This is a genomic window from Botrimarina colliarenosi (assembly GCF_007859955.1).
Taxonomy (GTDB): domain Bacteria; phylum Planctomycetota; class Planctomycetia; order Pirellulales; family Lacipirellulaceae; genus Botrimarina; species Botrimarina colliarenosi.
The window spans coordinates 512,459-539,458 of sequence record NZ_SJPR01000003.1 but is presented as its reverse complement, the minus strand read 5'-3'; the positions used below and the strand labels follow the sequence as shown (position 1 = coordinate 539,458).

Annotated in this window: 21 protein-coding genes; 12 read left to right on the top strand and 9 right to left on the bottom strand. The window is 66.9% G+C overall.

Annotated elements, in window-relative coordinates:
• Positions 1 to 4: 4 nt before the first annotated feature.
• A complete protein-coding gene (locus Pla108_RS13845) occupies positions 5 to 718 on the top strand; it encodes a hypothetical protein (RefSeq protein WP_146445543.1) in 714 nt (237 codons plus the stop codon).
• A 53-nt stretch (positions 719 to 771) separates the two neighbouring features.
• Here the strand turns inward: Pla108_RS13845 and Pla108_RS13840 are convergent, their stop codons facing one another.
• The gene (locus tag Pla108_RS13840) at positions 772 to 2,478 is read right to left on the bottom strand and encodes an amidophosphoribosyltransferase (RefSeq protein WP_231934495.1); all 1,707 of its coding nucleotides are present in this window, start codon (positions 2,476 to 2,478) and stop codon (positions 772 to 774) included.
• 121 nt (positions 2,479 to 2,599) lie between these two features.
• Here Pla108_RS13840 and Pla108_RS13835 point away from each other — a divergent pair, with 121 nt between their 5' ends.
• Positions 2,600 to 3,559: a DUF1559 domain-containing protein gene (locus Pla108_RS13835; protein ID WP_146445542.1), complete on the top strand. Its 960-nt coding sequence runs from the start codon at positions 2,600 to 2,602 to the stop codon at positions 3,557 to 3,559.
• A gap of 69 nt (positions 3,560 to 3,628) precedes the next feature.
• Here Pla108_RS13835 and Pla108_RS13830 read toward each other — a convergent pair whose 3' ends face one another.
• The 4 genes from Pla108_RS13830 to uvrA all read right to left on the bottom strand — a co-directional run bounded on the left by Pla108_RS13830 (position 3,629) and on the right by uvrA (position 9,368).
• Positions 3,629 to 4,051: a ComEA family DNA-binding protein gene (locus tag Pla108_RS13830; protein ID WP_146445541.1), complete on the bottom strand. Its 423-nt coding sequence runs from the start codon at positions 4,049 to 4,051 to the stop codon at positions 3,629 to 3,631.
• 154 nt (positions 4,052 to 4,205) lie between these two features.
• Complete coding sequence (locus Pla108_RS13825) at positions 4,206 to 5,120, bottom strand: serine/threonine-protein kinase (RefSeq protein WP_146445540.1); 915 nt, start codon at positions 5,118 to 5,120, stop codon at positions 4,206 to 4,208.
• A gap of 176 nt (positions 5,121 to 5,296) precedes the next feature.
• The gene (locus tag Pla108_RS13820) at positions 5,297 to 6,331 is read right to left on the bottom strand and encodes a ThiF family adenylyltransferase (RefSeq protein WP_146445539.1); all 1,035 of its coding nucleotides are present in this window, start codon (positions 6,329 to 6,331) and stop codon (positions 5,297 to 5,299) included.
• 91 nt (positions 6,332 to 6,422) lie between these two features.
• A complete protein-coding gene (uvrA, locus tag Pla108_RS13815; RefSeq protein WP_146445538.1) occupies positions 6,423 to 9,368 on the bottom strand; it encodes an excinuclease ABC subunit UvrA in 2,946 nt (981 codons plus the stop codon).
• 179 nt (positions 9,369 to 9,547) lie between these two features.
• Between uvrA and ligA the strand changes: the two genes are divergently transcribed.
• The 4 genes from ligA to Pla108_RS13795 all read left to right on the top strand — a co-directional run bounded on the left by ligA (position 9,548) and on the right by Pla108_RS13795 (position 16,189).
• Complete coding sequence (ligA, locus tag Pla108_RS13810; RefSeq protein WP_146445537.1) at positions 9,548 to 11,887, top strand: NAD-dependent DNA ligase LigA; 2,340 nt, start codon at positions 9,548 to 9,550, stop codon at positions 11,885 to 11,887.
• A 153-nt stretch (positions 11,888 to 12,040) separates the two neighbouring features.
• Positions 12,041 to 12,928, top strand: a complete 888-nt coding sequence (gene nadC, locus Pla108_RS13805) for a carboxylating nicotinate-nucleotide diphosphorylase (protein ID WP_146445536.1) — start codon at positions 12,041 to 12,043, stop codon at positions 12,926 to 12,928.
• A gap of 734 nt (positions 12,929 to 13,662) precedes the next feature.
• On the top strand, positions 13,663 to 14,469 hold the full coding sequence (locus Pla108_RS13800) for a PEP-CTERM sorting domain-containing protein (RefSeq protein ID WP_146445535.1): 807 nt from the start codon (positions 13,663 to 13,665) through the stop codon (positions 14,467 to 14,469).
• A 553-nt stretch (positions 14,470 to 15,022) separates the two neighbouring features.
• Complete coding sequence (locus Pla108_RS13795; RefSeq protein WP_146445534.1) at positions 15,023 to 16,189, top strand: Lpg1974 family pore-forming outer membrane protein; 1,167 nt, start codon at positions 15,023 to 15,025, stop codon at positions 16,187 to 16,189.
• A gap of 173 nt (positions 16,190 to 16,362) precedes the next feature.
• On the opposite strand, the gene rpsU is transcribed toward Pla108_RS13795, so the two are convergent.
• On the bottom strand, positions 16,363 to 16,557 hold the full coding sequence (gene rpsU / locus Pla108_RS13790) for a 30S ribosomal protein S21 (RefSeq protein ID WP_146445533.1): 195 nt from the start codon (positions 16,555 to 16,557) through the stop codon (positions 16,363 to 16,365).
• Positions 16,558 to 16,920: 363 nt separating this feature from the next.
• Between rpsU and Pla108_RS21000 the strand changes: the two genes are divergently transcribed.
• Positions 16,921 to 17,082: a hypothetical protein gene (locus Pla108_RS21000; protein ID WP_197526546.1), complete on the top strand. Its 162-nt coding sequence runs from the start codon at positions 16,921 to 16,923 to the stop codon at positions 17,080 to 17,082.
• Between the two features lie 31 nt (positions 17,083 to 17,113).
• On the opposite strand, the gene Pla108_RS13785 is transcribed toward Pla108_RS21000, so the two are convergent.
• The gene (locus Pla108_RS13785) at positions 17,114 to 18,769 is read right to left on the bottom strand and encodes an ABC1 kinase family protein (RefSeq protein WP_146445532.1); all 1,656 of its coding nucleotides are present in this window, start codon (positions 18,767 to 18,769) and stop codon (positions 17,114 to 17,116) included.
• A 129-nt stretch (positions 18,770 to 18,898) separates the two neighbouring features.
• On the opposite strand from Pla108_RS13785, the gene Pla108_RS13780 reads away from it, so the two are divergent.
• A complete protein-coding gene (locus Pla108_RS13780; protein ID WP_146445531.1) occupies positions 18,899 to 20,170 on the top strand; it encodes an outer membrane protein assembly factor BamB family protein in 1,272 nt (423 codons plus the stop codon).
• 3 nt (positions 20,171 to 20,173) lie between these two features.
• Here Pla108_RS13780 and Pla108_RS13775 read toward each other — a convergent pair whose 3' ends face one another.
• Positions 20,174 to 21,856: a sensor histidine kinase gene (locus tag Pla108_RS13775; protein ID WP_146445530.1), complete on the bottom strand. Its 1,683-nt coding sequence runs from the start codon at positions 21,854 to 21,856 to the stop codon at positions 20,174 to 20,176.
• A 91-nt stretch (positions 21,857 to 21,947) separates the two neighbouring features.
• A complete protein-coding gene (gene lexA, locus Pla108_RS13770; protein ID WP_146445529.1) occupies positions 21,948 to 22,565 on the bottom strand; it encodes a transcriptional repressor LexA in 618 nt (205 codons plus the stop codon).
• 258 nt (positions 22,566 to 22,823) lie between these two features.
• Here lexA and Pla108_RS13765 point away from each other — a divergent pair, with 258 nt between their 5' ends.
• From Pla108_RS13765 to proB, 4 genes are all read left to right on the top strand, one after another.
• Entirely contained in the window at positions 22,824 to 24,014 is a 1,191-nt protein-coding gene (locus Pla108_RS13765; protein ID WP_146445528.1) for a S1C family serine protease, read from the top strand.
• A complete protein-coding gene (locus Pla108_RS13760) occupies positions 24,011 to 25,213 on the top strand; it encodes a S1C family serine protease (protein WP_146445527.1) in 1,203 nt (400 codons plus the stop codon). The genes Pla108_RS13765 and Pla108_RS13760 overlap by 4 nt, the downstream gene beginning before the upstream one ends.
• Before the next feature lie 123 nt (positions 25,214 to 25,336).
• Positions 25,337 to 25,645 (top strand): putative quinol monooxygenase, encoded by a 309-nt coding sequence (locus Pla108_RS13755; protein WP_146445526.1) that lies wholly within the window; start codon positions 25,337 to 25,339, stop codon positions 25,643 to 25,645.
• 68 nt (positions 25,646 to 25,713) lie between these two features.
• Positions 25,714 to 26,907 carry a glutamate 5-kinase gene (gene proB, locus Pla108_RS13750; RefSeq protein WP_231934494.1) on the top strand — a complete coding sequence of 398 codons (1,194 nt, stop codon included), beginning with the start codon at positions 25,714 to 25,716 and terminating at the stop codon, positions 26,905 to 26,907.
• Positions 26,908 to 27,000 lie beyond the last annotated feature (93 nt).

The following is a 27,000-nucleotide window of genomic DNA, read 5'->3' as shown; positions in this document are numbered from 1 at the left end:
AGCAATGCTCAACTGGTTTAAGGCCGAACCGTCGTGTCCGGTCTCAGACACTGAAGCAGAGTGGATAAGCAGGCGATTCAACTGGCTGTTGGCGGAGCTAGGTCGCGACCGCCTAACGTCCGCCACTACCCTACTGCCAACAACGGACTTCTTTCCGTCAACTTACAAAGCAACCAAGGGCGAAATATCGCGGCTGCTTAAATTGCTCGCCGAGCACATGGGGATAAATCCGTCAAAAGTCGAGTTGGCTTTCTATCGCGACGCCGAATCTCGTACAAGCGGTCTGTACACCGCAGAGGAGGGCCGTTTCACGGTGTGGATCGAGTTGGCGGGATTGAATGATCCGTTAGGTGTCGTAGCGACACTTGCGCACGAACTCGGTCACGTCATCTTGCTTGGCGAGAATCGCATCAACCCCGACGAAGACGACCACGAGCCCCTTACCGACCTCTTAACCGTTTTCCTCGGTTTAGGTTTGCTCACAGCGAACTACGCGGTTGTCGAAGCCAATTGGATTCAAGGCAGTTACTCTGGCTGGTCGGTTGGCCAACGAGGCTACCTCTCGCTGAGAGCGTACGGCTACGCGTTGAGCCACTACGCCATCGCGAGGTCAGAACTTTCTCCGGCTTGGTTGCGATACTTGCGACCGGATGTTCGTTCCGCTTGCAAACAAGGGATCGCCTATTTGAATCACGTGAGAAGTCTATCGGCGGCGTAGACTGACGCACTCCTTACAGGTGTTACAGGTGATCACTCTGGCATGAGACCGCTCTAAACGCCCGCCCCTTCATACGTCCGCGCCGCGCCGTTGCCGCTCGCCGCGTCGGACAGCGCGATCTGGTACAGCCGCTGGCCCTCGGCTGTTGGGTAGTCGCTCGTTACGCACGCTTGGCAGAGGTCGCCGGCGGGCTTCTTGATCGCGCGGGCGATTGACTCGACCGGCAGATAACGCAGCGAGTCGGCGCCGAGCTCTTCCGCCATCGCGGCGTAGGCCGACTCTAGGTCTTGGTTCTCGGCGAGGAACCGCGGCGCGAAGAGCTCGCCGACTGTCGACATGTCGATGCCGTAGAAACACGGGGCGACGATTGGCGGGCAGGCGACACGGACGTGGATCTCACGCACCCGGCCGACGTCCCGCAGGCGGCCGATCAGGGCCCGCATCGTCGTAGAGCGGACAATCGAGTCCTCCACCAGCAGCACCTTCTTGCCCTCCAGCACCTGGCGGAGCGGCGTGTACTTGCTGGTGACTTTGGCGAGGCGGGCGTCGCCTCCTTCGATGAAGGTGCGGCCCGAGTAGCGGTTGCGCATCAGCCCCTCGACGCTCGGGATGCCGAGCTTGTACGCCATCGCGTCGGCCGCCGCCTTCGACGTGTCGGGCACGGGGACGACGACGGTGTCGGCGTCGAGCTCGAGCGTCTCGTTCGCGGCGAGTTCTTCGCCGAGCGCCTTGCGGGCCAGGTAGACGCTGCGGTCGTCGAGCGTGCTGGCGACATTCGCGAAGTAGACCCACTCGAAGAAGCAGTGGGCCGTCCGCGGCGACGGGGCGTAGCGCTCGACCTTCATCTGGCCGTCGACGATCGTGACCGCCTCGCCGGCGCCGAGGGCGTGGATGTTCTCCGGCTCGAAGCCGAGGTTCAGCAGGGCGACGCTCTCGCTCGCCGCGGCGAACAGGTTGTCTTGCAGGCCGTACGAGACCGGCTTGAGGCCGATCGGGTCGCGGGCGACGAGCATCTCGCCCTGGGCGTTCAGCAGCGCGATGCTGTAGGCGCCGTCGAGCCGCTCGCCGACGCCGCGCATCACGTCGATCAATGAAGGCTGCGGCGCGCCGGGCGGCAGGTGCTCGCTGGAGCGTTGCCGAGCCAGCTCGTGCATCAGGATCTCGGTGTCGCTCTTCAGGGCGACGTGGTGCTCGTCCGTGGCGAGGATCTCGTCGCGGAGCGTCCCGTAGTTCGCGAGCTGCCCATTGAAGCCGAACGCGAACCACTTCCGCTTCTGCAGGTGGCGGTGCTCGAACGGCTGGGCGAAGTTCAGGTCTTCCTTGCCACAGGTGGCGTAGCGGACGTGGCCGATCGCCGCCCGCCCGGCGTAGCGGGTCATCAGGGCCTCGGCCTTGCCGCGGTGGCTGAGCCGGAACGCCTCGCTGACGCCGCCGAGCTCTTTGTAGGTCTCTAGCAACAGATCGCGGCCCGGCGCCCAGGTCGTCATGCCGGTGGAGAGCTGCCCGCGGTTTTGAATGTCCAGCAGCATGCGGGGCATCAGCCGAGACGCCTCTTCCGGCCCCTGGGGGGGGCACAACGGGCTCGTCGCGCCCGGCAGGTGGTACAGCGCGGCGATGCCGCACTCGTGCCGGGGAGAGTCGTCGCTACCGTCGTCGATCGGGGAATTGACGGACGAATCGCGTTGACCGCGGGGGTCGAGGGGCATCAGAAGCAGCCGCGTCAGCGGCCCGGCGAGGGTGGCGGCGGGTCGCCGCGGCATGGTGATGCCTGTATTCTAGGGGTCCCCCACGGGGAGGCTCAACCTGCAACCGCCCCCTGCCGGTTTGCGAAGCGTTGCAGTAAGCCCCCTGACCCCATCTCCCCCCGAGGCCTGCCCCCCTATGCGCTCCCGCCGCCCCGCCGCTTTTACGCTCGTCGAACTGCTGGTCGTCATCGCGATTATCGGCATCCTGGTCGCCCTGCTGCTGCCAGCGGTGCAGGCGGCTCGCGAAGCGGCCCGGCGGACCGAGTGCAAGAGCCGGCTGCGGAACCAGTCGATCGCCCTGCAGACGTTCCACGACTCGAAGGGGCACTTCCCCCCCGGCCGGGCCGGTTCGCCACGCTACCCCCAGGGGACCGAGCAGCACTCCGTTTCTTGGGCGTTCTTCTTGACCCCCTTTATCGAAGAGCAAGCGCTCTGGGACACGTGGGACCCGACCGCACGGGTCGACTCCGACACGAACGCGCGGGCGATGCGGACCCCGATGGCGCTGTTCTACTGCCCGTCACGCCGCGAGCCGGCCGCCGACCGCGACTTCGATAACAACAATCTGCCAGCCGTCGTCATGGAAGCGGCCGCCGGCGGTGACTTCGCCGCCAACGCCGGCCTCAGCACCCGCAACGGCATGGGGTCATTCAACCAGACGACGTTCGACCCCGAGACCTTCGGGCCAATGTACACCAACTCGGAGATCGCCGCCCGCCGGGTGACCGACGGGCTGTCGAAGACCTTCGCCATCGGTGAGAAGTACATGCCGCCGCCGCTCGCCGACGCCGCGCCCGGGACCGAGGACTTCCGTCGGGGCGACACGGCGTTCTTCGCCGGCGACAACCGCCACGGGGCCGTCCGCCGCAGCTCGGCCGGGTTCCCCAAGGAGCGCGGCTACTTCAGCAGCGCCGACGACGACCGCGACCAACGCAACCGCGGCGCGTTCGGCAGCGAGCACAGCGGGCTGTCGCACTTCGGCTTCCTCGACGGCAGCGTCCGCGCGATCCCGCACGACATCGACCAAGAGGTCTTCGATAGCATGGCGGCAATCGGCGACGGCGGAACGATCCCCGATGAGGCGTTCGACGACTAAGCGCCGGCTTCTATCGAGTTGATCCCGGTGCGAGGACGCGGGCGCAAGTCATCTACTGGTGACCCACGCCTATCCGCTTGATCCGCGTTGCTCCTCGCCCGGTTCTTCTCCCGACGTCGCCGCCCCCGCCACTTGCGTGTCGTCGGGGAGCGGCAGCAGGTAGCGTCGCATCCCTTCGAGCGTCCGCGGGCCGATGCCGTTGACGCGACGCAGGTCGTCGGCGGTGCGGAAGTCCCCCTCCACGCCGCGCGAGGCGACGATCCGTTTGGCGAGCGTCGGGCCGATGCCGGGCAGCTGCGCCAGCTCGGGCCAGTCGGCCCGATTCACATCGACGAGGAACCGGTAGTCGAGCGGCGCCGCCGCGTCGATGTCGACTAAACCACCGCGCAGTCCCCCGGCCCGCACCCACCAGAGGGTGGCGCCGAGAATCGCCACGCCCGTAAGCGTCGCGATGACGGCTTGATCGGCGCGGCGGATAAGCGGGGTCGGCACCGCATCAGGTTAACCACCCTGCTCGGGGTGAACCACCAAGCCGCCCCGGAGGATCCGAGAGTGAGCGGAACGGCGCTAGCCGCCGGTGATCGATGAGTCGGGCCGATCAACCCGAGTACCGGCGGCTAGCGCCGTGCCGCTCAGTTGACCACTTTCAGCGTAGCCCGAAGCACTCGATCTCGAGCGGGGCCAACTCGTTGACGACCTCGGCGGGCGTCGCAGGACGCCGCATCGGGTCCTTCGACAACAGACGGTGCACCAGCGAGGCGACCGGCTTGGGCGTCCCCGGCGCCACGGTCCGCAGGCACTCGGGCCGCTCGGTGCGGTGCTGCTGAATCAACGCGGCAGGCGTCTGGCCATCGTGCGGCGGCCGGCCGGTGATGAGTTCGTAGAGCGTCGCCCCGAGGCTGTAGAGGTCGCTGCGGACGTCAACCGTCGTGGCGGACGTAACGCGTTCCGGCGCCAAGTAGCGCAGCGTGCCGACAACGGGCCGTTCGGCCCAGCCTCGGGCGTCGCGGGGCGTTTCGCAGAAGCCGAGGTCGAGCAGTGTCGTGTGGCCGTCGGCGCCGACCATCAGGTTGGCCGGCTTCACGTCGCCGTGCGTCATGCCGACCGACTGCCAGATGGCGTCGAGGCCCTGGGCCGCTTGGCGAGCGATCCACAACGCGGCCGACAGCGCCGGCTTGTGGCCCGTAGCGAGCAGCTGAGCGGCCGTCTGGCCCTCTAGCATCGGCATGACGGTGTAATGCGGCGGCGCGGCGACGCCCGCCGATAGCACCGACACCACGTGCGGGCTGTTCACCCGCTGGCCGACCCACGCCTCGCGGCGCTGCATCTCGATCGCGGTGGGGTCGTTCCACCACTCGCGGCGCAATGACTTGATCGCGTAGGCCGCCGGGGCGCTCTCGGCTTCGGCGGGGCGGGCCAGATAGACGCGGGTCATCGACCCTTCGCCAAGCGTCCTCAGCAGCTGCCACGGGCCCAAGCGGCCCAGCACCTTGCGCGGCGGCTTCTGCTTCAGCCCTAGCCGGGGCAGCGCGGCAGCGGTGACCTGGTCGGTTGTCGTCATAACGCTCTACACGACTCGCAAAGAAAAGCGGCCGCGTCCCCCCCGGGATGTGTGACCGTAGCGTTATGGTCGGCTAGAACGGCCGGCAAAGTTGAGCGGGACAACGCGCTGCGTACGAACCGCGACCGTCGGGGAGTCGCCCAACGGCTTGCCCAGCAGACGGCTCGTCCCCGGGTTTACCCGCCTAAAACGCGGTTCCAGACGCTCCGCGCCGCCGCTTCGTCGTCGACGCCGCTAATAATGGCGCGGCCATCGGCGAAGAGTGTCACCTCGTGGCCGTCGTAGTTCAGACGCAGCAAGTGAGCGTTCCCTGCTACCACGCCTAGCGGCGCCAGCTTCGCCCGCATCACGGCAAGATCAACCGGCGGCGACCCTTCCGGAGGACTGATCTGCACGGCGCCGCGGCCGCAGAGGACGACCGCCCGGCTGCCGCGTCGGCCCTCGAGCCAATCAAACTGTCGCTGGCCACAGCAGCGACAAGACGGGTCGCGCGGCACCGCTAAGCGACGCCAGCGGCCCGCCCACAGATCGACAACCGTGAGGCCGTGGGCGATGGCGTCCCCCGCGCCGGCTAGCAGCTTGATCGCCTCCATCGCCTGCAGCGACGCGACGACGTTGACCGCGGGGCCGAGCACCCCGGCCGAGTCGCACGTCTCGGTCTCGCCGGCGGCGGGTGGCTCCGGCAGCAGGCACGCCAAGCACGCTGATGAGCCCGGGACGATCGGCATGACGCGTCCCTCGGCGCCGATCACCCCGCCGTAAACCCATGGGACCCCTTCGCGGACCGCGTAGTCGTTGAGCAGGAGCCGCGTCTCGAAGTTGTCCGTGCCGTCGAGCAGCAGGTCGCAGCCCGCGGCGAGGCTGGGCAGGTTCGCCGCCGTCACGTCGGCGACGAGGGGCTCGACCTCGACCGTCGAATTGGCGGCGCGGAGGTGGTTCGCTGCGGCGACCGCCTTTGGCAAGCCTTCGGCGATGTCGTTCTCGTCGAAGAGAACCTGCCGCTGCAGATTCGAGACTTCCAAGAAATCACGATCGACGACCGTAAGCTTGCCGACGCCGGCGCGGACCAGCGTACTGGCGATCACCGAGCCGAGGGCGCCGCAGCCGCAGAGGAGCACGCTACTCGTTGCGAGCCTCGCCTGGCCCGCTTCTCCCAAAGGGGCGAAACGCGTCTGTTTGGCGTAGCGAGCGTAGGGGTCTTTGGGGGGCATGGCTGGTTGGTGGTTCACTCCGGGAGCTGACGCTTCCCGGCTCGCTGCAACTCGGCTATCGAGCCGGGAAGCGTCAGCTCCCGGAGGTGCGTCACACCTCGTCCTCCTCCAACTCTTCTTCCTCCGCCTCGAGCGCAGCGATCGCCGCGTCGCGCCGTGCGAGCGCCTCGGCGAGCACACGGCCGGTCGCCGACTCCGCGCACTGGGCCACCGACTCCGGCGTCCCTTGCGCGACGACACGGCCGCCATCCGCCGCGGCGCCGGGGCCGAGGTCGATAAGCCAGTCGGCGGCCATCATCATCGGCACGTTGTGCTCGATCACGATGAGCGAGTGCCCGACATCGACCAGGGCGTTGAAGCAATCCACGAGTTGCTCCACATCCGAGAAGTGCAGTCCGGTCGTTGGCTCGTCGAGCAAGAACAGCGTGCGACCGGCCGACTTGGTCGCCAGCCGCCCGGCCAGCTTGAGCCGCTGCGCTTCGCCGCCCGACAGGGTGCTCGCCGGCTGACCGAGCTGCAGGTAATCGAGGCCCACATCAATCAGCGGCCGCAGGCGTTGCTGGATCTTGGTCTCGCCGCGGAAGAAACGGATCGCTTCGTGGACCGTCATCTGCAGGACTTCGGCGATATCGCGATCGCGATAATGCACGTCGAGGACCTCGTCGCGATAGCGTCGGCCGTCGCACTCGCGGCAGCGCATCGTGATGTCCGCGAGGAACTGCATATCGACTTCGACATGGCCCGCCCCCTGACACGCCTCGCAGCGGCCGCCATCGACGTTGAAGCTGAAGTGACTCGCCGTGTAGCCACGGGCCTTGGCGTCGGGCAGATCGGCGAAGAGCGCCCGGATCGGGTCCATCGCCTTCACGTAAGTGACGGGGTTCGAGCGCGGCGAGCGGCTGATCGGCGACTGGTCGACGAACACGACGTCGTCGAGCTGCTTCCAGCCCAGCAAGTCGACGTACGGCAGCGGCCGGTCGGCCTCGTGCCTCGCCTCGGCCGACCCATTGCCGTCGTGCAGCCGGTCGTTGAGGGCGGGGAACAGCGTCCGCCGCACGAGGCTACTCTTACCGGCGCCGCTGACGCCCGTCATGACGGTCAGAACCCCGAGCGGGAATTCGACGTCGAGGCCCGCGTTGCCGGCGTCTGCCCTGCCCTCTCCGCCCAGATTGGCCCCAGTGGCGCCGAGGAGCGTTAGCTTCCCTTGCTGCGGGGACCGACGGTTCTCGGCGGTCCGGTAAACCATCCGCCGACCCGAGAGCCAATCGCCGGTGCGGCTCTGTTTCTCGTTGACGAGCTGGTCGGGCGGGCCCTCGAAGACAATCTCGCCCCCTTCGACACCGGCGAGCGGGCCGAACTCAACGGCATGGTCCGCCGCACGGATCGCCTCTTCCTCATGCTCGACAACAATCACGGTGTTGCCGCGATCACGCAACCGCCGCAGCGCCCCCACGAGCGGCGCCACATCGACCGGGTGCAGCCCGGTCGAGGGCTCGTCGAGGACGTAGAGCATATCGACGAGATTCGAGCCGAGCGTCGCCGTCATCGCGACGCGCTGTGCTTCGCCGGTGCTGAGGGTGCGGAGCGTGCGGTCGAGCGTCAGGTAGCCGACGCCGACCTCCGCCAGGTAGTTGAGCCGGGCCGTCACGTCGGTGAGCACCGCGCGGGCGATTTCGGCGTCCGCTCCTTCGAGCGGTAGCGCCTCGAACCAACGGACCGCATCGCGGACTTCCAAACGGCACAGCTCGGCAAAGTGCTTTCCCCCGACGCGGACGGCGAGCGCCTCGGGCCGCAACCGATCGCCGCCGCACGCGGGGCACGGCCGGTACGACCGCCAGCGGCTGAGAAACACCCGTAGGTGCATCTTGTACTTGCGTCGCTCGAGCCACTGGATGAAGCCGTTGAGCCCCCCGAAGTCGCGCTCGGGGACCCCTTCGATCACCATCCGCACCACTTCGGGCGGAAGCTCGGCGTAGGGGGCGTCGACGTCGATCCCGTAGTCGGGCGCCAGCTCCAGTAGCTCCTTTAGCTCATGCTCATAGGCCGGCGTCCGCCATGGCGCCACCGCGCCCTGCTTGAGCGACAACGACTTGTCGGGGACGACTAAGTCCATGTCGGTCTCGACAACGCTGCCGAAACCCTCGCACTCGGGGCACGCGCCGAGGGGACTGTTGAAGTTGAATAGCGGCGGTTCGGGCGCCGCGAACTCGCGCGCACAGCCGTTACACCGCAAGCGAGTGTCGAAAGAGCGGGTGCGGGGGACGGGGGGCGGGGGGACTGGCGAGCCGGAAGCGTCAGCGCCCGGAGTGACCACAACGCACGCCCCTTCCCCTCCCGCAATCGCCGTCTCAACCGACTCGCCGAGTCGATCGGCGTCGACGCGCCCGCCAACAAATCGATCCACGACGACGGTGATCCTCTCCGGGACCGTGGCGCCGTGGGCGAGGTCGGCCAACGCGACGACCTCGTCGCCGACCAGCGCGCGGACGTAGCCCGCCTCGATCAGTTCCGCGACCCGCGCCGCCGGCTGCTCGCCGAGCGGCGCTTCGAAGCCGAGCATCGCCCGCTCGCCCTCGGCGAGGCCGCGGAGCGCGTCGACGATCGTATCGACCGTGTCCCGACGCACCTCGATCTGACACTCCGGGCAGACGATCATGCCGACGCGTGCGAACAGCACCCGCAGGTGGTCGGCTACCTCCGTCGCCGTGGCGACCGTCGCCCGGTTTGAACGTGACCCGCTCGCCCGCGTGACGGCGATCGCCGGCGGCAGGCCGTCGATCCGCTCGCAGTCGGGCTTGTCGAGCTGCTCGAGGAACTGCCGCGTGTAGGCGCTAAAGCTCTCGATGTAGCGGCGCTGCCCCTCGGCGTAGAGGGTGTCGATCGCCATCGACGTCTTGCCACTGCCCGAGGCGCCGCAGAAGACAATGAGCGAGTTCCGCGGCAGGTCGAGATCGACGTCCTTCAGATTGTGGGTGCGGGCGCCCTGAACGCGGATCACGCTGGTCGCGGTTTCGGCAGGTTCGGGGGCGATCGACATAGCGGGCGTGGCTGTCCTGGAGGCAGTCCCGTACGATACCCGGCGGCCAAGCAACCCGCCACCACCGTCGTTTTCTGCCGCCGATAGACGCGGAATTACGCCGATATGGTTTGGCAGGCCCGGCCCGAATCGCTAGACAGCATCCGTGTTCATCCGCGTTAATCGGCGGTAAATAAGAAGTGGAAGATTTTGAACAGCTCCGCCGCGCGATCCGCGAGCACGACCGGCGGTACTACGTCGAGGCGGCGCCGACGATTTCCGATCGGGAGTACGACGCGCTGCTGGAGCGGCTGCGCGCACTAGAAGCAGAGCATCCCGACCAAGTCACGGCCGATAGCCCTACCCAGCGGGTTGGGGGCGAGCCGATCACCGGCTTCCGCACCGTCGACCACGCCCGGCGGATGTACTCGATCGACAACTCGTACGACGAGGAAGAGCTCACCCGCTGGGCGCAGCGCTGCTTCGAAGCGATCGACCCCGAACTGTTGCGAATCAACGAGCGACTAGCCGAGCTTGACGACCGCGAGTCACAACTCAAGGGCAAACGCGATGCGGAATCGAAAGCGAGTCGTGAAGCATTGGTGAGCGAACGAGCGGCGCTTCTGCAAGACCGCCTCAACTGCCTCAGTGTCGCGGCGTCCGAAGGCTATCCCCTCCCCGGCGGCTATGTCGCCGAACCGAAGGTCGACGGCGTCGCGGCTAGCCTCCGTTACGAACGGGGCGCCCTCGTCCAAGGACTCACCCGCGGCGATGGCTACCGCGGCGACGACATTACGCACAACCTGCGGACACTGCGGAGCGTGCCGCTGGTGCTTGAAGGCGACGCGCCGGAAATCTTCGAGGTCCGGGGCGAGGTGTACATGCCGCGGGAAGAGTTTGACCGGGTCAACCGCGAGCAGGTCGCCGCCGGCGTCGAGCCGTTCGTCAACCCGCGCAACGCCACCGCCGGCACGCTCAAGCAGCTCGACCCCAAGAACGTCGAGGGACGCGGCCTCCGGCTGGTGGTCCACGGCGCCGGCGAACGGTCGGACGATCTGGTGCTCACGTCGCACGTCGAGTTGGTCAACGCCGCGGCGAGCTACGGCTTGGTGACGAGCCCCCTGTCACGCCCGTGCGACACCATCAAAGAAGTGGTCGAGTACGTCGATTGGTTCGAAAAGGAGAAGGCGTCGCTTCCTTACAACGTCGATGGCGTCGTCGTGACCGTGAACCGCTTCGATCTGCAAGAACGGCTCGGCTACACCAGCAAGTTCCCCCGTTGGCGGCTCGCCTACAAGTACGCCACCGAGCAAGCCGCAACCGAGCTGCTCGATATCGAGTGGCAGATGGGGAAGACCGGCAAGCTCACCCCGCGGGCGAAGATGGCGCCGGTCTTCGTCGCCGAAACCACCGTGCAGCACGCGACGCTGCACAACGTCGGCGAACTGCGGCGCAAGGACGTGCGGATCGGCGACACCGTCATCATCGAGAAGGCGGGCGAGATCATCCCGCAGGTCGTCCGGGTGCTCGACCCGGAACGCGCCGACCGGGGCCAACCCGTCGAACTGCCGACCGTTTGCCCTTCGTGCGGCGCTGCGCTGGTCATGGAGTACGACCAACGCCGGCAGAACGACCTCGCCCAGTGGTCAAAGCGCGTCGAGCGCGAGAAGCAGCTCGCCGCCAAGCAGAGTCGCGAACCTGAGCCAATCCCCGAACCGCCGCCGCTCACCGAACTCGACGAGTCGGGCCGCTACTGCCCCAACCCCGCCTGCCCCGCCCAACTAAAAGAGCGGCTCTGGCACTTCGCCAGCCGTGGTCAGATGGACGTCGATGGCCTCGGCGAAAAGGTCATTGAGCAACTGTTGGCGGCGGACCTCGTCGGCGGCTACGGCGACCTTTACCGGCTCCACACCAAGCGCGAGGCCTTGCTCGCCCTGGAGCGGATGGGTGAGAAGAAGGCCGACAACCTGCTCGCCGGCATCGAGGCGTCGAAGACCCGCGGTCTGACGCGGGTGCTGGCGGCGCTCGGCATCCGCCATGTCGGCTCGACCGCGTCGCGCATCCTGGCCGAACAGTATGGCTCGATCGACGCCCTCACCGCAGCAAGCATCGCTGAGTTGGAATCGTTCCAGATCGACGGCGCCGAGTCGGGCATCGGGCCCGAGATCGCCCGCTCGCTCTACGAGTATCTGCACAGCGACCTGGGGCAAGCGATCCTCGCCGACCTGCGGGCCGAAGGGGTCGAGCTGACCGAGGAGCAACCCGCCCCCGCGGCGACCGAGGGCCCCCTCGTGGGCAGGACGCTCGTCGTCACCGGGACGCTGGAACGGCATAGCCGCAACGAGGCCCACGACCTCATCGCTAAGGCGGGGGGCAAGGCGGCCAGCAGCGTCAGCGCCGCTACCGACTACCTCGTCGCCGGCGAGAAGGCGGGCAGCAAACTCGACAAGGCCCAGAAGCTGGGGGTTACCGTCCTCAGCGAAGAAGCGTTCGAGCAACTTCTGGGGCTATCAAAGTTAGCCGCCGATGAACGCAGATAGACGCGGATGTTCAAATCTGTAGGAGGCGTCTCCAGACGCCGATTACGCACACCACGCCGTTCTGCTGTGGATACCGTCATCGGCGTCGGAGACGCCTCCTACAAATCGACTTACCAGTGTCCATCTGTGGTTCCCCGCTCTGAGTGATAGGTAATGACAGCGAACTTTCAAACCGTTGAGTGGGACGAAGCCCTGATTCAAGATTGCCGCGAATTGGTGCGGCTCGCCCTGCGGGAGGACCTCGGCGACGCCGGTGACGTCACCAGCCTCGCGGTTGTCGGCGCCGAGCGGCGGGGCAAGGCGGCGGTCGTCTCGCGGCAGCGCGGCGTTCTGGCCGGCGGGCGCGTGGCGACGATCGTCCTGGAAGAGGCGGGCGCCGACGCCTCGTGGCAGCCCACGCTCGACGACGGCGACACGCTGGAGCCGGGCTCCGTGGTTGGGACGCTCGAAGGCGCCGCCCGCGATCTGCTGCGCTGCGAACGGGTGACGCTTAACCTCATGAGCCGGCTTTGCGGGGTCGCGACGCTCACTCGCCGCTATGTCGAGGCGGTCGGCCCCTCGCGGGCGGCGGTCTACGACACCCGCAAGACCACGCCCGGCTGGCGTCGGCTCGAAAAGCATGCCGTCCATTGCGGCGGCGGACACAACCATCGCACCGGGCTCTTCGACGCGGTGATGATCAAGGACAATCACCTCGCGCTGGCGGATCAAGCGGGGATGACACCCGCGGAGGCGGTCCGGCGCGCCCGAGAGCAGCAGCCGGGGCGGGTCATCGAAGTCGAGGTCGATTCGCTCGACCAGCTGAGCGGGGTCCTCCCGGCCGGCCCCGACATCGTGTTGCTCGACAATATGACGCTGGATCAACTGCGCGAGGCGGTCGCCGTGCGTAACGCTGGGGCGCCGGGAGTCGTCCTGGAAGCCTCGGGCGGGGTGCGGCTCGACACCATCGGCGCCATCGCGACAACCGGCGTCGATCGGATCAGCGTCGGGGCTCTAACCCACTCCGCCATCGGGCTCGATCTCGGCCTCGATTGGCTCTGAAGACCGCCGAGGGGTCCTCCAGAGGGGGGCCGTCCGCGAAACCGCCCCGGAATCTCAACCCAGGCGGAAAAGTCGTTGACAATCGTTCGGGTCTATCTATTCTGAAGGAGTGCCTGCGGTAAACCCGCAGCCACCTGTGTAAATAGGTCCCCCACCAAGTTATCTGGAGTCGTCCTCGTGAGTGTCAATTCGGCGGCGGCGGAGCGATCCGTCGTGCAGCTTCTGGCATTCTTAGGTCGGCCTTCAGCCCTTCTTGCCCGCTTCTAACGGGCTTCGTGGGAAGAAAGCCGCCCTCCTCTTCGCCGCATGCGATTGCATGCCCAGCGAGTTGACGCCCCGGGGCTAAGCGACTTTCGAATCCGCTGCAAAGACCCGCTCGTGGTGCGCGCTCAACGGGGCTCAATCGCCCCGCTTGGACGCCTCACCGCCGAGCGCGAGGCGTTCGCGTCCGCCCCCGTGGGGCGTAGGCACGCCAAGGTCCCTCCGCCGGATCCTCTAGTTAGGCGTCTCGCCCGCGATCGCCGGCGGCCAAGTGGGGTTCTCCCTCACTTCCTAGGCCTCACCGCTCTGGATCGTCGCCCGGCCCCGTCGCAATCGCGCGACGCCTAATGGCACGCACCACGACGCTCTGCTGATTGCGCTTAGAAGTCCGCTTGTTTGATTGCTTCCCCTTGATTCCCACCTGCCCTCAGCTGGTTGATCCAGCGAGGGTCCCTTAGAGGCGCCCAAAGAAGATGATCCCTTACAAGACGCTCACGAATCGGATGCTCGCCATCGCGGCGGCGTTCGCCCTGACGACCGCAGCCAGTGCGGCCACGATCAATTTCAGCAGCCTCGAGACGGTCCTCGCCGCCCCGACGGACATGAACTCGAAGATGACCGCGTTGTGGACCGGTTGGTCTACCCAGGTCTACGAGTACAACATGCCCTTCATCCAGCTCGGCAACGAATCCGATGCGCCGTTCGCGATCGACGAGTTCCGGATGTCGATCGGCGACACGAACTACGGGTTCTCCAACGTCTTCTTCCGCAAGGAAGAAACGAACTCCTATCCGTACCCCGCCAACGGCGAGTACGCGATCACCGGGTTCTCGACACCCGATATCGAATTCGATACGCGGCTTGAAGAGGGTGGCGACGTGCTCGTCGTCGACTTCGGCGCCCGTGGCGGCCTGAAGCCGGGCGAAGTGGTTCGGTTCCAGGTCGATATCGACCGGGACGACGACAACGGCGGCATGATGAGGTTCGCCGACTACACCTCGGTGTTCTTCACTCCCAACGGCGGGGCCGACACCACCGGCAACTCGGAACTCAGCTTGACCTACATCGGCACCAACCAGACCACGAACGTGACGCTGCCGAACTACCCGGTCTCGGCGGCTGTCGCCGGCTACCTGCAGACGCCACGCCCTTACGCAGTGATGCAGCCGATTGACGTCTACCCCGACACCCCGTTCGGATTCGAAGAAATCCCCGAACCGACGACGGCCCTGATGGCCGCCTTGGGCCTTGTGACCATCGCGTCGCGGCGTCGCGGCTGAGAGTCGCTTCCCCGCCGGTCTTTGGGCCCCTCGTGTGGGTGGCTTGGGCGCCTCCGCACCATCGTCCGAAGGACCGTCGATTGAGGCAGACAGCGACTGCGTTTTTACCTCAAGAGCCCCCTCCCAACGCGGGAGGGGGCTTTTTTCGTTTAGCGAGGTGGGAACCGAAACCCGGACTCTGGAGGTTGGACTTCCTCTCCTTTGTATGGGGAACGGGGACCCTCCCATGTCTCGCGACGGGGGAGGATCGGGGATTGCGAGGCGCCTCTTGAGGTCACCCGAGAAACTGTCCGGTCTGGGCGGCCCCTGACGCTGGCGCCGTTAAAGTCGGTTGTTCTGACGGCGCCGATCACGCCTGATCTTCCAGAAAAGCATGCAAGACCGGTTGCGTCGCATCCGATCCTTGGGAAGGAGTTGGCGATCATGAGGGCGAGGTCCAAACGGGAGCGTTGCGTAACGCCCCGTCGCGGCTGGTTCTGGCAGACCTAGGCCAAGAACGAGACGCGAACCGCCGCCGTCGCCAAGCGGAAACACCCAGGGGGGGGATGACAGGATGTCTATTTTCTTGCGCGGAGCGTGCGCGCTCCTCTTGGCTGCTGGCGCCGCCAGTAGCCTCAACGCCCAGACGACCGATCGGGGCGCCGTTGCGGCGACGTTCGAAGGGAGCGATCTACTCACCAACCCAATCCAGCAGACCAGCTGCGACTGCGGCTCGATGGATTGCGGCGATTGCGGCGAAGTCTGCGACCTCGGCTGCGCCCCATGCGGAATGGGTCCCTGCGGCCAAGTGTTCGTGGGCGGCGAGTATCTGAGTGTCCGCACTCAGTTCAGCGAGGCGACGGCCTACCGCGAGATCAGCGTTACGGATGATCTTGAGACCTTCCATCAGTTCAACATGAACTATGGCGACTCTTACCGTCTCTTCGCCGGCTACCGTCTTTGTGACTGCGGCAGCGAGATCCGCTTCACCTACACCAATTTCAACAGCGGCGGCGGCTTCGCGTCGGGCCCCAACGCCAACGACGCCGATAGCACGCTGTACGGCCCCTACGAGGCCGCCCTCGGCGACGGTGACGAGTTGGTCGGCTACGCGGACGTCAACATCAAGAACTACGACATTGGTTTCTCGAAGACGATCCCGCTAGGCTGCCCGCTCGGCTCACCGTGCGGTGACTGCGGCGATTGCTGTGACCCGTGCTGCGGCCCCGTCTGCCCAGCTTGGGACATCACTTGGGGCGGCGGCATCCGAATCGCCAACGTCGATAGCTCACTCGGCTATCAGACGGTTCGCGACCCCATCAACACGGCCCCCGACCGCTCGGCGGTCAGCTCGGTCGATTTCGACGGCGTTGGTCTGCGGTTCGGCATGACAGGCCGTCGCTACATTGGCCGGAGCGGCATGCTCAGCGCCTACATCAAGGGCGACATCTCACTGCTCTTGGGCGACGTGAAGTACGGCGTTGCGGGCGGCCCCGGGTTCACCGACGTTTCGCTCACTACCACCCAAGTGATCCCGGTCACCGAGATCGAGGCGGGCCTCACCGGTTACATCACCCAGAACATCTCGGTCTCGGGTGGTTACCTGCTGTCGGCCTGGCATGATCTTGGCCACCGCGCGGAGTACAACACCGCCGTAACCCCCAGCCAGATCTACTCGATGGACGATGCGAACATGATGACGCTGGACGGCTTCTTCCTGCGTGCGACCGCCGCCTATTGATGTCGTCCGCCCCGACGGGGGCAGGCGTCACGCGGAAGCGGATCGGTTCATGACAAAAAGGCCCGCGTCGGGTTCTCCCGACGCGGGCCTTTATTTTCGTTGTGCTCAAACGCTCCACGAATGCCAAACGGCGAGGTCCCAAAGGTCCTCCAAGCCGGATTGGCCTCCCGTGATCAGCGGGGGGCGAGGCGATCACGGCGGGCGCGACGCTGGGCCCGGATCTTGGCGCGACGCTTGGTGGCGCTGGGCTTCTCGTAGAACTCCCGGATCCGCATCTCCTTCTTGATACCGCTCCGCTCGACCAGCTTGCGGAAGCGCCGCACGGCTTCTTGCGCCGTCTCTTTGTCGCGAAGGGTCAGCTTAACCACGTTGTCGCTAGCTCCGGTAACGCTCGGCGGTCGGCGTCTGGGCCGGTCCGCCTTCGGGGATGGGTGTGCTCTATCTTAGGGCGGAGGCCAGTGGGCAATCCGCAGACCCGAAAGAATAACGCTTCTCGGGCGGCGATGCTACCCGTTTTCGCCGGCGGGGGCTTGAGCGGGCCTCCCGCGGCCCGTCACCCGCAAAAACCGCCCAAATCGCCCGGTTTCAGCCGCCGGCACGACCCACGCCTCCGGCGAAAAGAGGCGGCAATCCGTGAGCAGCCCCACTGGTCGCCACCCCCTCGGCGGTCCGATCTCCACCCCTGCGACGCCGCCGGAGAGCCGTCGCGGGAGCCGGGGTCCAATCGCCAGATGTCCGAGCGTCGTCAGCCGTCGAGCGAACGGACCCCCGCCGACCGGCTCGCCAGAATTGAGCAGCGTCAGCAACGGCTGCTATCGGAACTCGACCGCTTGAACGAACGGATCGAGTCGGCGATCTCTCACTTCAGCGGGACGCCGACGCCCGACGCGTGAGGCGCCGCGTTCCTGGGGGGTGGCCTGCTCGTCAGTGCGAATCGAGCCAGCCCGACTTGCTGATCGCCCTGAGTAGACGCAGCCCCAACAGGCCGCTGAAAGCGAAGGAGACCACGCCCGGCGTCGAGACGCCGTAGAGGGGCCAAACCTCGCGGCTCACCATCAGGGCGCCCGACACGATCAAGGCGCAGGTCAACAGACCGAGCACGAGCCGGTTCACAGCGGGCTCGAGCCCCCGGTGATCGAGGTGCACCTCAAACCGGCCCGACTGAAATTGCGTCAGCAGTTCGCGGACGCGGCGGGGCATCTCCTCGGCGAGCTGCTCGACCTCGCCGAATAGCCGCCGCGCCTTCCTGGCCTGCCGCAACGGGTTGAGCCGCCGCAGCAGCATCTTCCGCTGCATCGGGGCGAGCAGGTCTACCAACGAGAACTGAGGCGACAGCCGCTTAGCGGTCCCCTCGAGCATCACCAGCAGCTTTAAGAGCATCGCCAGCTGGGGCGTCAATACGATGCCGTGACGACGCACCAAGCGGAACAAATCGGTCAGCGCGCCGGCCAGATCGAACTGACCCACCTCCATTTGGCCGTAGTGATCGACGTAGTCAACCACGTCGGCCGCGAAGGCGTCGTCATCGAGCTCCGGTGGGCGCGTGCCGATCCGCAGCAGGGCGGCGGTCAGCTCGGCGGCGTCCTCCGAGACGATCGCGATCAGCATGTCCTCGAGGTCCTCGCGCAGCGCGTCGCTGATGCGGCCGACCATGCCAAAATCGAGCAGGCCGATGACGCCGCCGGGCAGCACCATCAGGTTCCCCGGGTGAGGGTCCGCGTGGTAGAGGCCGTGGTCGAAGATCATTTCGAGGAACACCTCGGCGCCGTGTCGGGCGACGAGCGCCAGGTCCGCGTCGGTCTGGATCGAAAAGTCGGGGTCCGACAGCTTCGCCCCGTCGAGCCACTCGAGCGTCAGGACGTGTTCCGACGAGAGGTCGGCGATCGGCTCGGGGATCGTCAAGCGCGGGTCGCCCGCGAACGCGTCGCGGAACTGCTCGATACGGCGGCGCTCGTCGCGGAAGTCGAGCTCGCGTCGCACCGTGCGGCTGAACTCGACCGCGATCGCGCAGGGTCGGTAGGGCGCGAGGTCGGGCAGCTTCTCGGCGAGCTCGGCGAGGCCCACGAGGATGTCGGTGTCGACACGCAGCAGGTGCTCGACGCCTTCTCGCCGGACCTTCACCGCCACTTGGCGTCCGTTGGCGAGCCGGGCGCGATGGACTTGGCCGATCGAGGCGGAAGCGACGGGGGTCTCGTCGAACTCGGCAAAGCACTCCTCGACCGGACGCCCCAGTGACGCCTCGACGGCTTGGCGGACGACTTCGGGCGAGTCGGCGGGCGCCGCCGTCTGGAGTTTTGACAGTTCGTCGGCCAGATCGATCCCCACGAGGTCGGGCCGCGTCGCCAGGACCTGGCCAAACTTAATGAAGGCGGGGCCCAGTTCTTCCATCGCCCGGCGGATCCGTTCTTCACGCCGCACCGACGGCCGATCGTTGTTGGCTCCGCCTCGGAGCAGCCGGGTGGCGAACGGCAAGTCGAATCGCCCCAAGAGATCGGCGAGGCCGTGCTTGCTCAACACGGCGAGGATCTCTCGCCAGCGGTTGGCGTTGCGGTAGACCTGGGGGATCGATGAGAGCTTCATAAGTCCTGGGCAGAGCAAACGGCCCGGCGCCGTAGCGCCAGGGGCCGCCAAGTGGGTTACGCTCTTCATATTAACCGCTCGGGGCCGCGTGGCCCCTTTTTCGCGAAGCACCCTCCGAGGAGACTCGCCATGCACCGCCAACTGGTTGGGCTTTTGACGCTCGCCCTCGTCTCGACCACGGGCGCGAATTGGCCCCATTGGCGGGGGCCGGCGACCAACGGCGTGTCCGACGCGACCGGGCTGCCAACCACTTGGTCGCCGACGGAGAACGTCCTCTGGCGGACGCCGCTCCCCGGTCCGGCCGGGTCGACGCCGTTGCTCGCAGGGGGTCGGCTGTTCCTCACGACGCCCGATGGCGCCGAGCTGTTGCTGGCCGCCTACGACGCCGCCACGGGCGAGCCGCTCTGGCGCCGCACCGTGACGACCGGCGAGGCCGCGTTCCGCGGCGACGAGGGGAACCTCGCGTCCCCCTCGCCGGCGACCGACGGCCGAAGTGTCGTCGCCGTCATGGGAGACGGGACGATGGCGTGCTACACGGTCGAGGGGGAGCCTGTCTGGCGGCTGTCGCTCAACGAGCGGCTCACGCCGCTCGACATTCAATTCGGTTACGCCTCGTCGCCGATCGTCCACGACGGCTACGCTTACGTGCAGTGGATTCATGGCGATGGCGACGCCGCGACCGCCGAGGCGCGCATCGCTTGCTTCGATCTCGAGACGGGCAAGACCGTCTGGTCTGTCAAACGCGAGACCGGCGCGAACCGTGAGTGCGAGCACTCCTACGCCTCGCCGATCATCGCCGGCGCCGGCGCCGACGCGGTGCTCATCGCCCACGGCGGCGACGCCACCACGGCCCACGACCTGCAGACGGGCGCCGAGCAATGGCGATTGATGGGATTCAATCCTCCCGGCTCGTACCACCCGACGCTGCGGTTCGTCGCCTCGCCGGCGTGGGGCGATGGTCTCGTCGTCGCCCCCACGGCGAAGCAAGGGGCCGTCGCCGCCGTCCAGCTCGGCGGCTCGGGCGACGTCACCGGCGGCGAGTTCGAGGCGTGGCGTCTCGATAAGGGGACGCCCGACGTCCCTTCGCCCCTTGTCGCCGATGGCCTGGTCTATCTTTGCGGCGAGAACGGCAACCTCACCTGCTTCGAGGCGAAGACCGGCAAGCGGGTCTACCGCGAGCGGACCGTGAGCGACCGCTACCGCGCGTCGCCGCTGCTGGCGGATGGCAAGCTCTACCTGACAAGCCGCCGCGGCGTGGTGACGGTGGTCAAAGCCGGCCGTGACTTCGAGCAGCTCGCGCAGAACGATCTCGGCGAAGCGATCTCGTCGTCCCCTGTGCCGGGTGACGGGGTGCTCTACTTGCGGACGTTCGACGCCCTGTACGCGATTGGCGAGCGTTAGGTCTCACGCCCCAGGCAGCGTCACAACGAACACGGCGCCTTCGTTGGGTCGGCTCGTGACCGCTACGTCGCCGCCGAAGGACTGCGTGAGGTGCTTCACGATCGAGAGCCCGAGGCCGGTGCCTCCCAGCTCGCGTGAACGGGCTTCGTCGATGCGGTAGAACCGCTCGAAGACCCGCGCCAGTTTTTCTTCCGGGATGCCGTTGCCGGTGTCGGCCACCTCGATCCGCACCATCGCAACGTCATTCACGGCCACCGATTCCCACGCGATGCGTACTTGCCCGCCGGACGGGGTGTACTTGATGGCGTTGTCGACCAAGTTGCTGAGGATGACTTGCAGGCCATTGCGATCGGCCCGCACCTTCAGGTTCGGTGAACCCGCAGGTTCGACCGTGGTGAGGGCGATCTCCTTCGCCTCGGCGCGGGGTCGGTAGTCAAGCAAACACGAAGCGACCGCCTGCGCGACGAGCACCGAGGCGATATCGAACGGCTGCTGCGCCGACTCGATCCGGGCGAGCGTCAGCATGTCTTGGATCAGCGCCTCGAGCCGCTCGGACTGGGCGCCAATTCCCTCCAAGAACTTGGTGCGGTGCACCTTGTCGTCGACGGCGCCCAGCAGCAGCGTCTCGGCGTTCGCCTTGATGGTGCTCAGCGGCGTCTTCAATTCATGCGACACGTTGGCGACAAAGTCACGCCGCAGGTTCTCAAGCCGGCGCAGTTCCGTCGTGTCGTGCAACACGACGACGGCGCCCGCCGGCTCGCCGACGAGGGGCGTCACCTGGACCGAAAGGATCCGCTCGTCCCACTCGATCTCAAGCCGCTGTGGCGTTCGCGTCGCGATCGCGGTTTTTACTGCCTGGTGCAGCGCGTGGTTGCGGACCACCTCCAGAAGGGGCCGACGTTCGACCTCGACCGGAATAAAGTGGAACAGCTTGCCGGCGGCGTCGTTGGCGAAGAGCACCCGCTGCCGTTCATCGACCGCGACGACCCCTTCGATCATCCCGCCCAAGACCGTCGCCTGCCGTCGATCGCTCTCCTGAAGCTGCGAGAGCCGCTGGCCGAGTTCTTCGCTCATCCGATTGAACGAGTTGGCGAGCGCCCCGAGCTCGTCGCGGTTGGCGACGAACGCCCGCTGCCGATAGGCGCCGCTCGCCATCGCAACGGCCGCCCGATTGAGCGACCTCACCGGGCCGACGAGATGGGCGACCACGCCGTAGCCGGCCGCCACCATCGCCAGCCCAACGAACGGGACGTAAGCGGCGTAACGGGCCCACATCCGGGCGAGCATTACAGAGACGTTCTCGGTGGGTTTCTCCACCCAAAGATCGCCCAACGGCTGTTGGTCCGTTCCCAATCGGAGTCGGGCCTGGGTGCGCTCCCTCCCATCCGTCTTCTCGGCGGGAACGCGGAGTTGCTCGCCGTTGGCGTCGCGTCGCACCCGCACTTCGAGGCCCGCCCTCTCGACGAGTAGGCGGAGGGCGTCGGCGCGGGCGGGCGTCGGCTCCCGCGCCCAGTCGCTGGCGGCGTCAGCGAGCAGCAGCGCCGCCGTGCGGACCTCGGCGCGAACGAGGGCGGTCGCCTCGTCTTGGCGCCACGACCGGGTGGCGGCCACCAGCGCAGCCGTCGCCACAAGGTTCACTAGGGTGAACCCGAGAAAGAGTTTCCAGAACAGGCGGCTTCGCAGCATCACGCCATGATCGGCGCCGATCGCCTTGTGTCGAGGTGGGATCGCGAGTTTTTAACCGTCGCTCCCCGTCGGGCGATCGTCCGCTCCCAACTCACAACCGTCGCACGACGCCGGTGACGATCCCCTGCACCTGGGCGTTGCGGCAGTAGATCGGCTTCATGCTGCTGTTGGCCGGCTGGAGGCGGACGCGGTTCGCCTCGGGGAACCAGTACTTGAGCGTGGCGTCCCCTTCGTCGGTAACCGCCACGACGATGTCGCCCTTGTTGGCCGTCCGCGCTTTGCGGCAGATCACGAGGTCGCCGTCGGCGATCGCGGCCTCGATCATCGAGTCCCCCTTCACCCGCAAAGCGAAGTGGCTCTTCTTGGCCGGGAACCAGTCCTCGAACTGGAACCGCTCCGCGACCTCGATCGCTTCGGTCAAATTACCGGCCGCGATCGAACCGACCAGCGGCACGCCGGTCTGCGTCTGCGCCTCGGGCGAGAGCTGGATCGCGCGCGAGCGGTTCGCCTCCCGGGTGATGAGCCCCTTCTTCTCGAGCGCCTTGAGGTGGCACATCACGCCGTTGGGGGACGCGATGCCGAACGCCTCGCCGATCTCACGGACCGTGGGGCCGTAGCCGCGGCTCTCGATCTTGTCGCGGATGAAATCGAGGACCTCGCCCTGGCGTTTAGTGAGCGAGTCGAGCGAAACGGGGTTGGCGTCGGACACGGGGCTGTCGGGGTTGGGAACCGCTGAGGCGCCATTCGCGTCAGAAGGAGACGCCCGAAGATTCCGAGAGATCGGCCGGAAAAAATCGGCTTCTCCTGTCGATCCGGGTGGTCCTGCCAAAGAAGCTGCTGGCGATTCTTGGCGCTCCTGGCGACGTTGACGGGGAAAAACAGCGGGATCAGCTATAATTGGGAGTCGTCCGGCGGCGGGCGCCGCCAGCAGTCATTCTGCTAAACACCTGTTTACTGTCAAGTGCGGATGTACAGTATCGTCTCCGACCGCCCCGGCGCCCCGTTTCGCCGCTTTAGCCGCGGGGTGGCCGGCAGCCTGCTGGTAATCCTGCTAGCGTCTGCTGGACTGACTCGCGGCGAAGAAGGGGCCTCGACGCCCGCTCCCGACGCTCCGACCGCCGTACAGCCGGCCACCAACGTCGCGAAAAGTCCGTCGGACGGTTCGCTGCCGATGGCCGCGGAGCTCGAGGCGGCCTTGCAGCCCGGCCCCCCCTCCACCGTTGAGCAGCTCCGGTTACTACAGCAACAGGTCCGCCGCGTCGTGGCCCGCGCCCGGCCGGTGACGGTCTCGGTCGAGATGAACGACTCGGTCGGGTCGGGCGTCATTGTGTCGGCGGACGGCTTGGTCCTGACCGCGGGCCATGTCAGTGTCGAGCCGAACCGCGAGGTGATGATTCGCTTCCCCGACGGCCATCGGGTGAAGGGCCGCTCGTTGGGGGTGAATCACCCGATCGACAGCGGCTTGGTGCAGATCACCGACAGCCCCCCCGCCTCGGAGGATGGCAAGCCGGGGGCGTGGCCCTTTCTGCCAATCGCGGAAGTCGCGCCGCAACCGGGCGACTGGACCGTCGCTCTGGGGCAACCGAATGGCTTCGTCGATGGCCGGGCCCCGCCGGTCCGGTTGGGACGCGTCTTGACGGTAAGCGACGACCTCATCAACACCGATGCGACGCTCGTTGGCGGCGACTCGGGCGGCCCCCTCATCAACCTCCGCGGTGAGGTCATCGCCATTCACAGCAAGATCGGCGAGCAGATCACCAGCAACTACCACGTCGCTGTCGGCGCCTACCGCCGCGAGTGGCAGCGTCTGATGGAAGGCCGAATGACCGGGGTACCCGACGGCGAGGACCCCGACGACTGGCGGCCGATGGCGGGACTCGCGCTGCGGCAGACCGGCGACGGGCTGGTCGTCACCCAGGTGTTCCCGCGCCGCGCCGCCGCCGAAGCCGGCGTCACCCCGGGGGACGTGCTGCTCGAAGTCGCCGGTAAGGAGCCCGAGAGCCTCGCCGCGGTCGATCGGCTGATCCGTCGGCAAGAGGCGTTCTCTCGGGTGCCGCTTGTCGTTCAACGCGATGGGGTCAAAATTGAGTTGACGCTGTGGCTCGGTCGGGCGCCGACCGACTTCCCCGGCGCCTCCTTCACGGAGGACCCCCGATGAGGCCCCGCCCCCTACACGTCGTCGCCGTTCTCGCCGCGGTCATGGTCGCGCGCCCCGTGCGCGCGCAAGAGCCCGATATGGCCGAGGCGCCGGCCCTCGGCGAGCAGATCAAGCAATGGGTCAGCAGCCTGATGGTGCCGCACGAGCGGTTCACCAACAGCTCGCAGATCCGTGAGGTATTTCGCCCGGTGATCGCCCGGGCGAGAGAGGCGACCGTCGAGATCCGCTCGCAAGGCAAGCGGGTCGCCTACGGCGGCGTCGTCGGCCCGGATGGATGGGTCCTTACCAAGGCGAGCGTCCTGTTCGAACCGGTGACGGTCCGGCTCGACGTGCGTCGCGAGGTCGAAGCGAAGGTTGTCGGCGTCGACACCGAAGCGGACCTGGCGATGCTCAAGATCGACGCCAAGGGGCTCGCGACGCTCGACCTCTCTGGCGGCGCGGTGCGAGAGACAACCCAAGCGGTATCGCTCCGCAATGACGCCGACGAACCGAACGGGCCGAAGAAAAAGCAGGGCATCCCGGTCACCAGTTCTGCCGCAAACGAAAGCGACCTGCACGCCGGCGATTGGTTGGCGACGGTCGGCCTGGGTCACAACCCCGTCGCGGTCGGCGTCGTCAGCGTCCTGGCGCGGCCGATCGAAAAGAGCCCCGGATTCCTTGGCGTCGCTTTCAACCGCGAGCCCGTCAAGACGAAGGGCTCCGACACCGCTGTCGAAGTGACCGAGGTCAGGGATGACAGCGCCGCCCTCGAGGCGGGGTTGCAGACTGGGGACCTCATCCTGTCGGTCGATAATTCGCCAACACATAAGCCCGAAGACCTCCAGATTGCGATCGGGAATCATCACCCCGGCGACCGAATCGAACTAGAAGTCGCCCGCGGAGAGGAGAAGCTCCGGCTCGTGGCGACCCTCCGTAGTTGGGCCCCCAACCCCGGCGAGCAGCGGGCCCACTATCAGAACCGACTCGGCGGCGAGCTCAGCGAGCGGCGTTTCGGATTCCCGTCGGCCCTGCAGCACGACACCGTGCTGACGCCCGACGAGTGCGGCGGGCCGGTCGTCGACCTCGACGGCCGCGTTGTGGCCTTCAACATCGCCCGGGCCGGACGCACCGAGACCTACGCCCTCCCCGTTTCGGACGTGCGGTCACGGCTGCTCGACCTGATGTCGGGCCGGATGGCGCCGGTCGAGCTCGCCGACTGAGCGGCCCGTTTCGCCGGGACGGAGCGGCCTCCCCTAAAGCGCGGGGCGGTCATTCGGTAGGCTATGCTGGCCAGCCGCGACGCATTGGGCCTCGTGGCCGTTCCGATTGATCGAGACGCCCCCATGATCCACGTTGTCGCCACGCTCCAGGTCGATCCCGCCCGCCGCGACGAGTTTCTTGCCGCGTTCGCGGAGCTAACACCGCTGGTGCTCGCCGAAGAGGGGTGCCTCGAGTACGGCGCCGCCATCGACGAGCCGACGGCGATCCCGGTGCAAGAGCTTGCCGGCGAGGGAGCGGTCGTGGTGATCGAGAAATGGGAGAGCGTCGCCGCGCTGGAAAAGCATCTGGCAGCTCCCCACATGGCGGCATTCCGTGAAAAGACAGCGGAGATGTCGCGCGGCGTCACGCTGCAAGCATTGCGCCCCGCCTAGGCGGGACTACAGGAACCTAGAACGCACTAACTCACCTGAAGCGGCTTTCCGCAATCAATTTCAAGCCGATGGAGCCTGTCGTCACTCCCAATATGCCCGACTTGGTCCGACAACAACTCGCCGCTGACGCCGACCCGCTGGTCGTGAAGGTCGGCACGCGCTGCCTCGCAAAGCCCGACGGATCGCTCGACGAAGAACAGGTCCTGCAGATCGCTGAGCAGCTCGTCAAGATTGGCGCCGGCACGACTCGCCATGTCGTCCTTGTGAGCAGTGGCGCGGTAGGGGCCGGCATCGGCCTCTTGAAACTCACCGAACGGCCTACCGACCTCCCGAGCCTGCAGGCCGCCGCCGCGATCGGGCAGAGCCACCTCATCGAGGCCTACAACCGCGCCTTTCAACAGCACGGCCTGCTAGCGGCGCAGGTCCTGATGACGGCCGACGATATCAATGATCGCCGCCGCTACCTGAATCTCCGCAACGCGATCCGCGCGCTGTTCGAGTACGGCGCCATCCCAATCGTTAACGAGAACGACACCGTCCGCACCGAAGAGCTCGCCCGCACGGTCGGCGACAACGACCAGCTCGCAGCGATGGTCACCAACGCGTTGAGCGCGCCGCTGCTGATCATCCTGACCGACGTCGAGGGGCTCTACGACGGCGACCCGGCCGACGAGAACTCGCGTGTGATCGGCATGGTCGAATCGATCGACGAGAAGACGACCGGACTGGCCGTCACCGGGACAAAGCGCGGGGGGCCGATCCTCTCGAAGGGGGGGATGCAGAGCAAGCTCGAGGCCGCCCAGATCGCCACCCACGCGGGGGAGAGCGTCATTCTCGCCAATGGCCGACGCCCCAATGTGCTGGTCGACCTCATGGCGGGCGAGCCGCTGGGGACCCTCATCCCGGGCCAAGGGGGTCGGGTCGCCGAGCGGAAACGCTGGATCGGCTTCGCGGCCCAGCCGATCGGCGCCCTGACGCTCGACGCCGGAGCGGTCCGGGCCGTCGAAAAGAAGGGCAAGAGCCTGCTGCCAATCGGCGTAATCGCCGTGACTGGCATCTTCGACAAGGGGGACCTCGTCTCCCTGATCGACGAGAGTGGCGAGGAGCTGGCCCGGGGGCTCACGAACTACGACTCGACCGATATGACCAAGATCCTTCGGCAACCTAGTGAGGCGATCGCGGGGCTATTAGGCCGATCTCCTTATTCTGTGGCGGTTCACCGGAACGATTTGGCGCTGGTTCGGGACCCGGACCCAAGCTAGACTTGCCAACCCGGTAAGATAGGGGAAGCAGGTTTTGCTGGCAAAATACGCCGATTACTCCCCCCTGAAACCGTCTCTCGCCCCCGCCTCCGC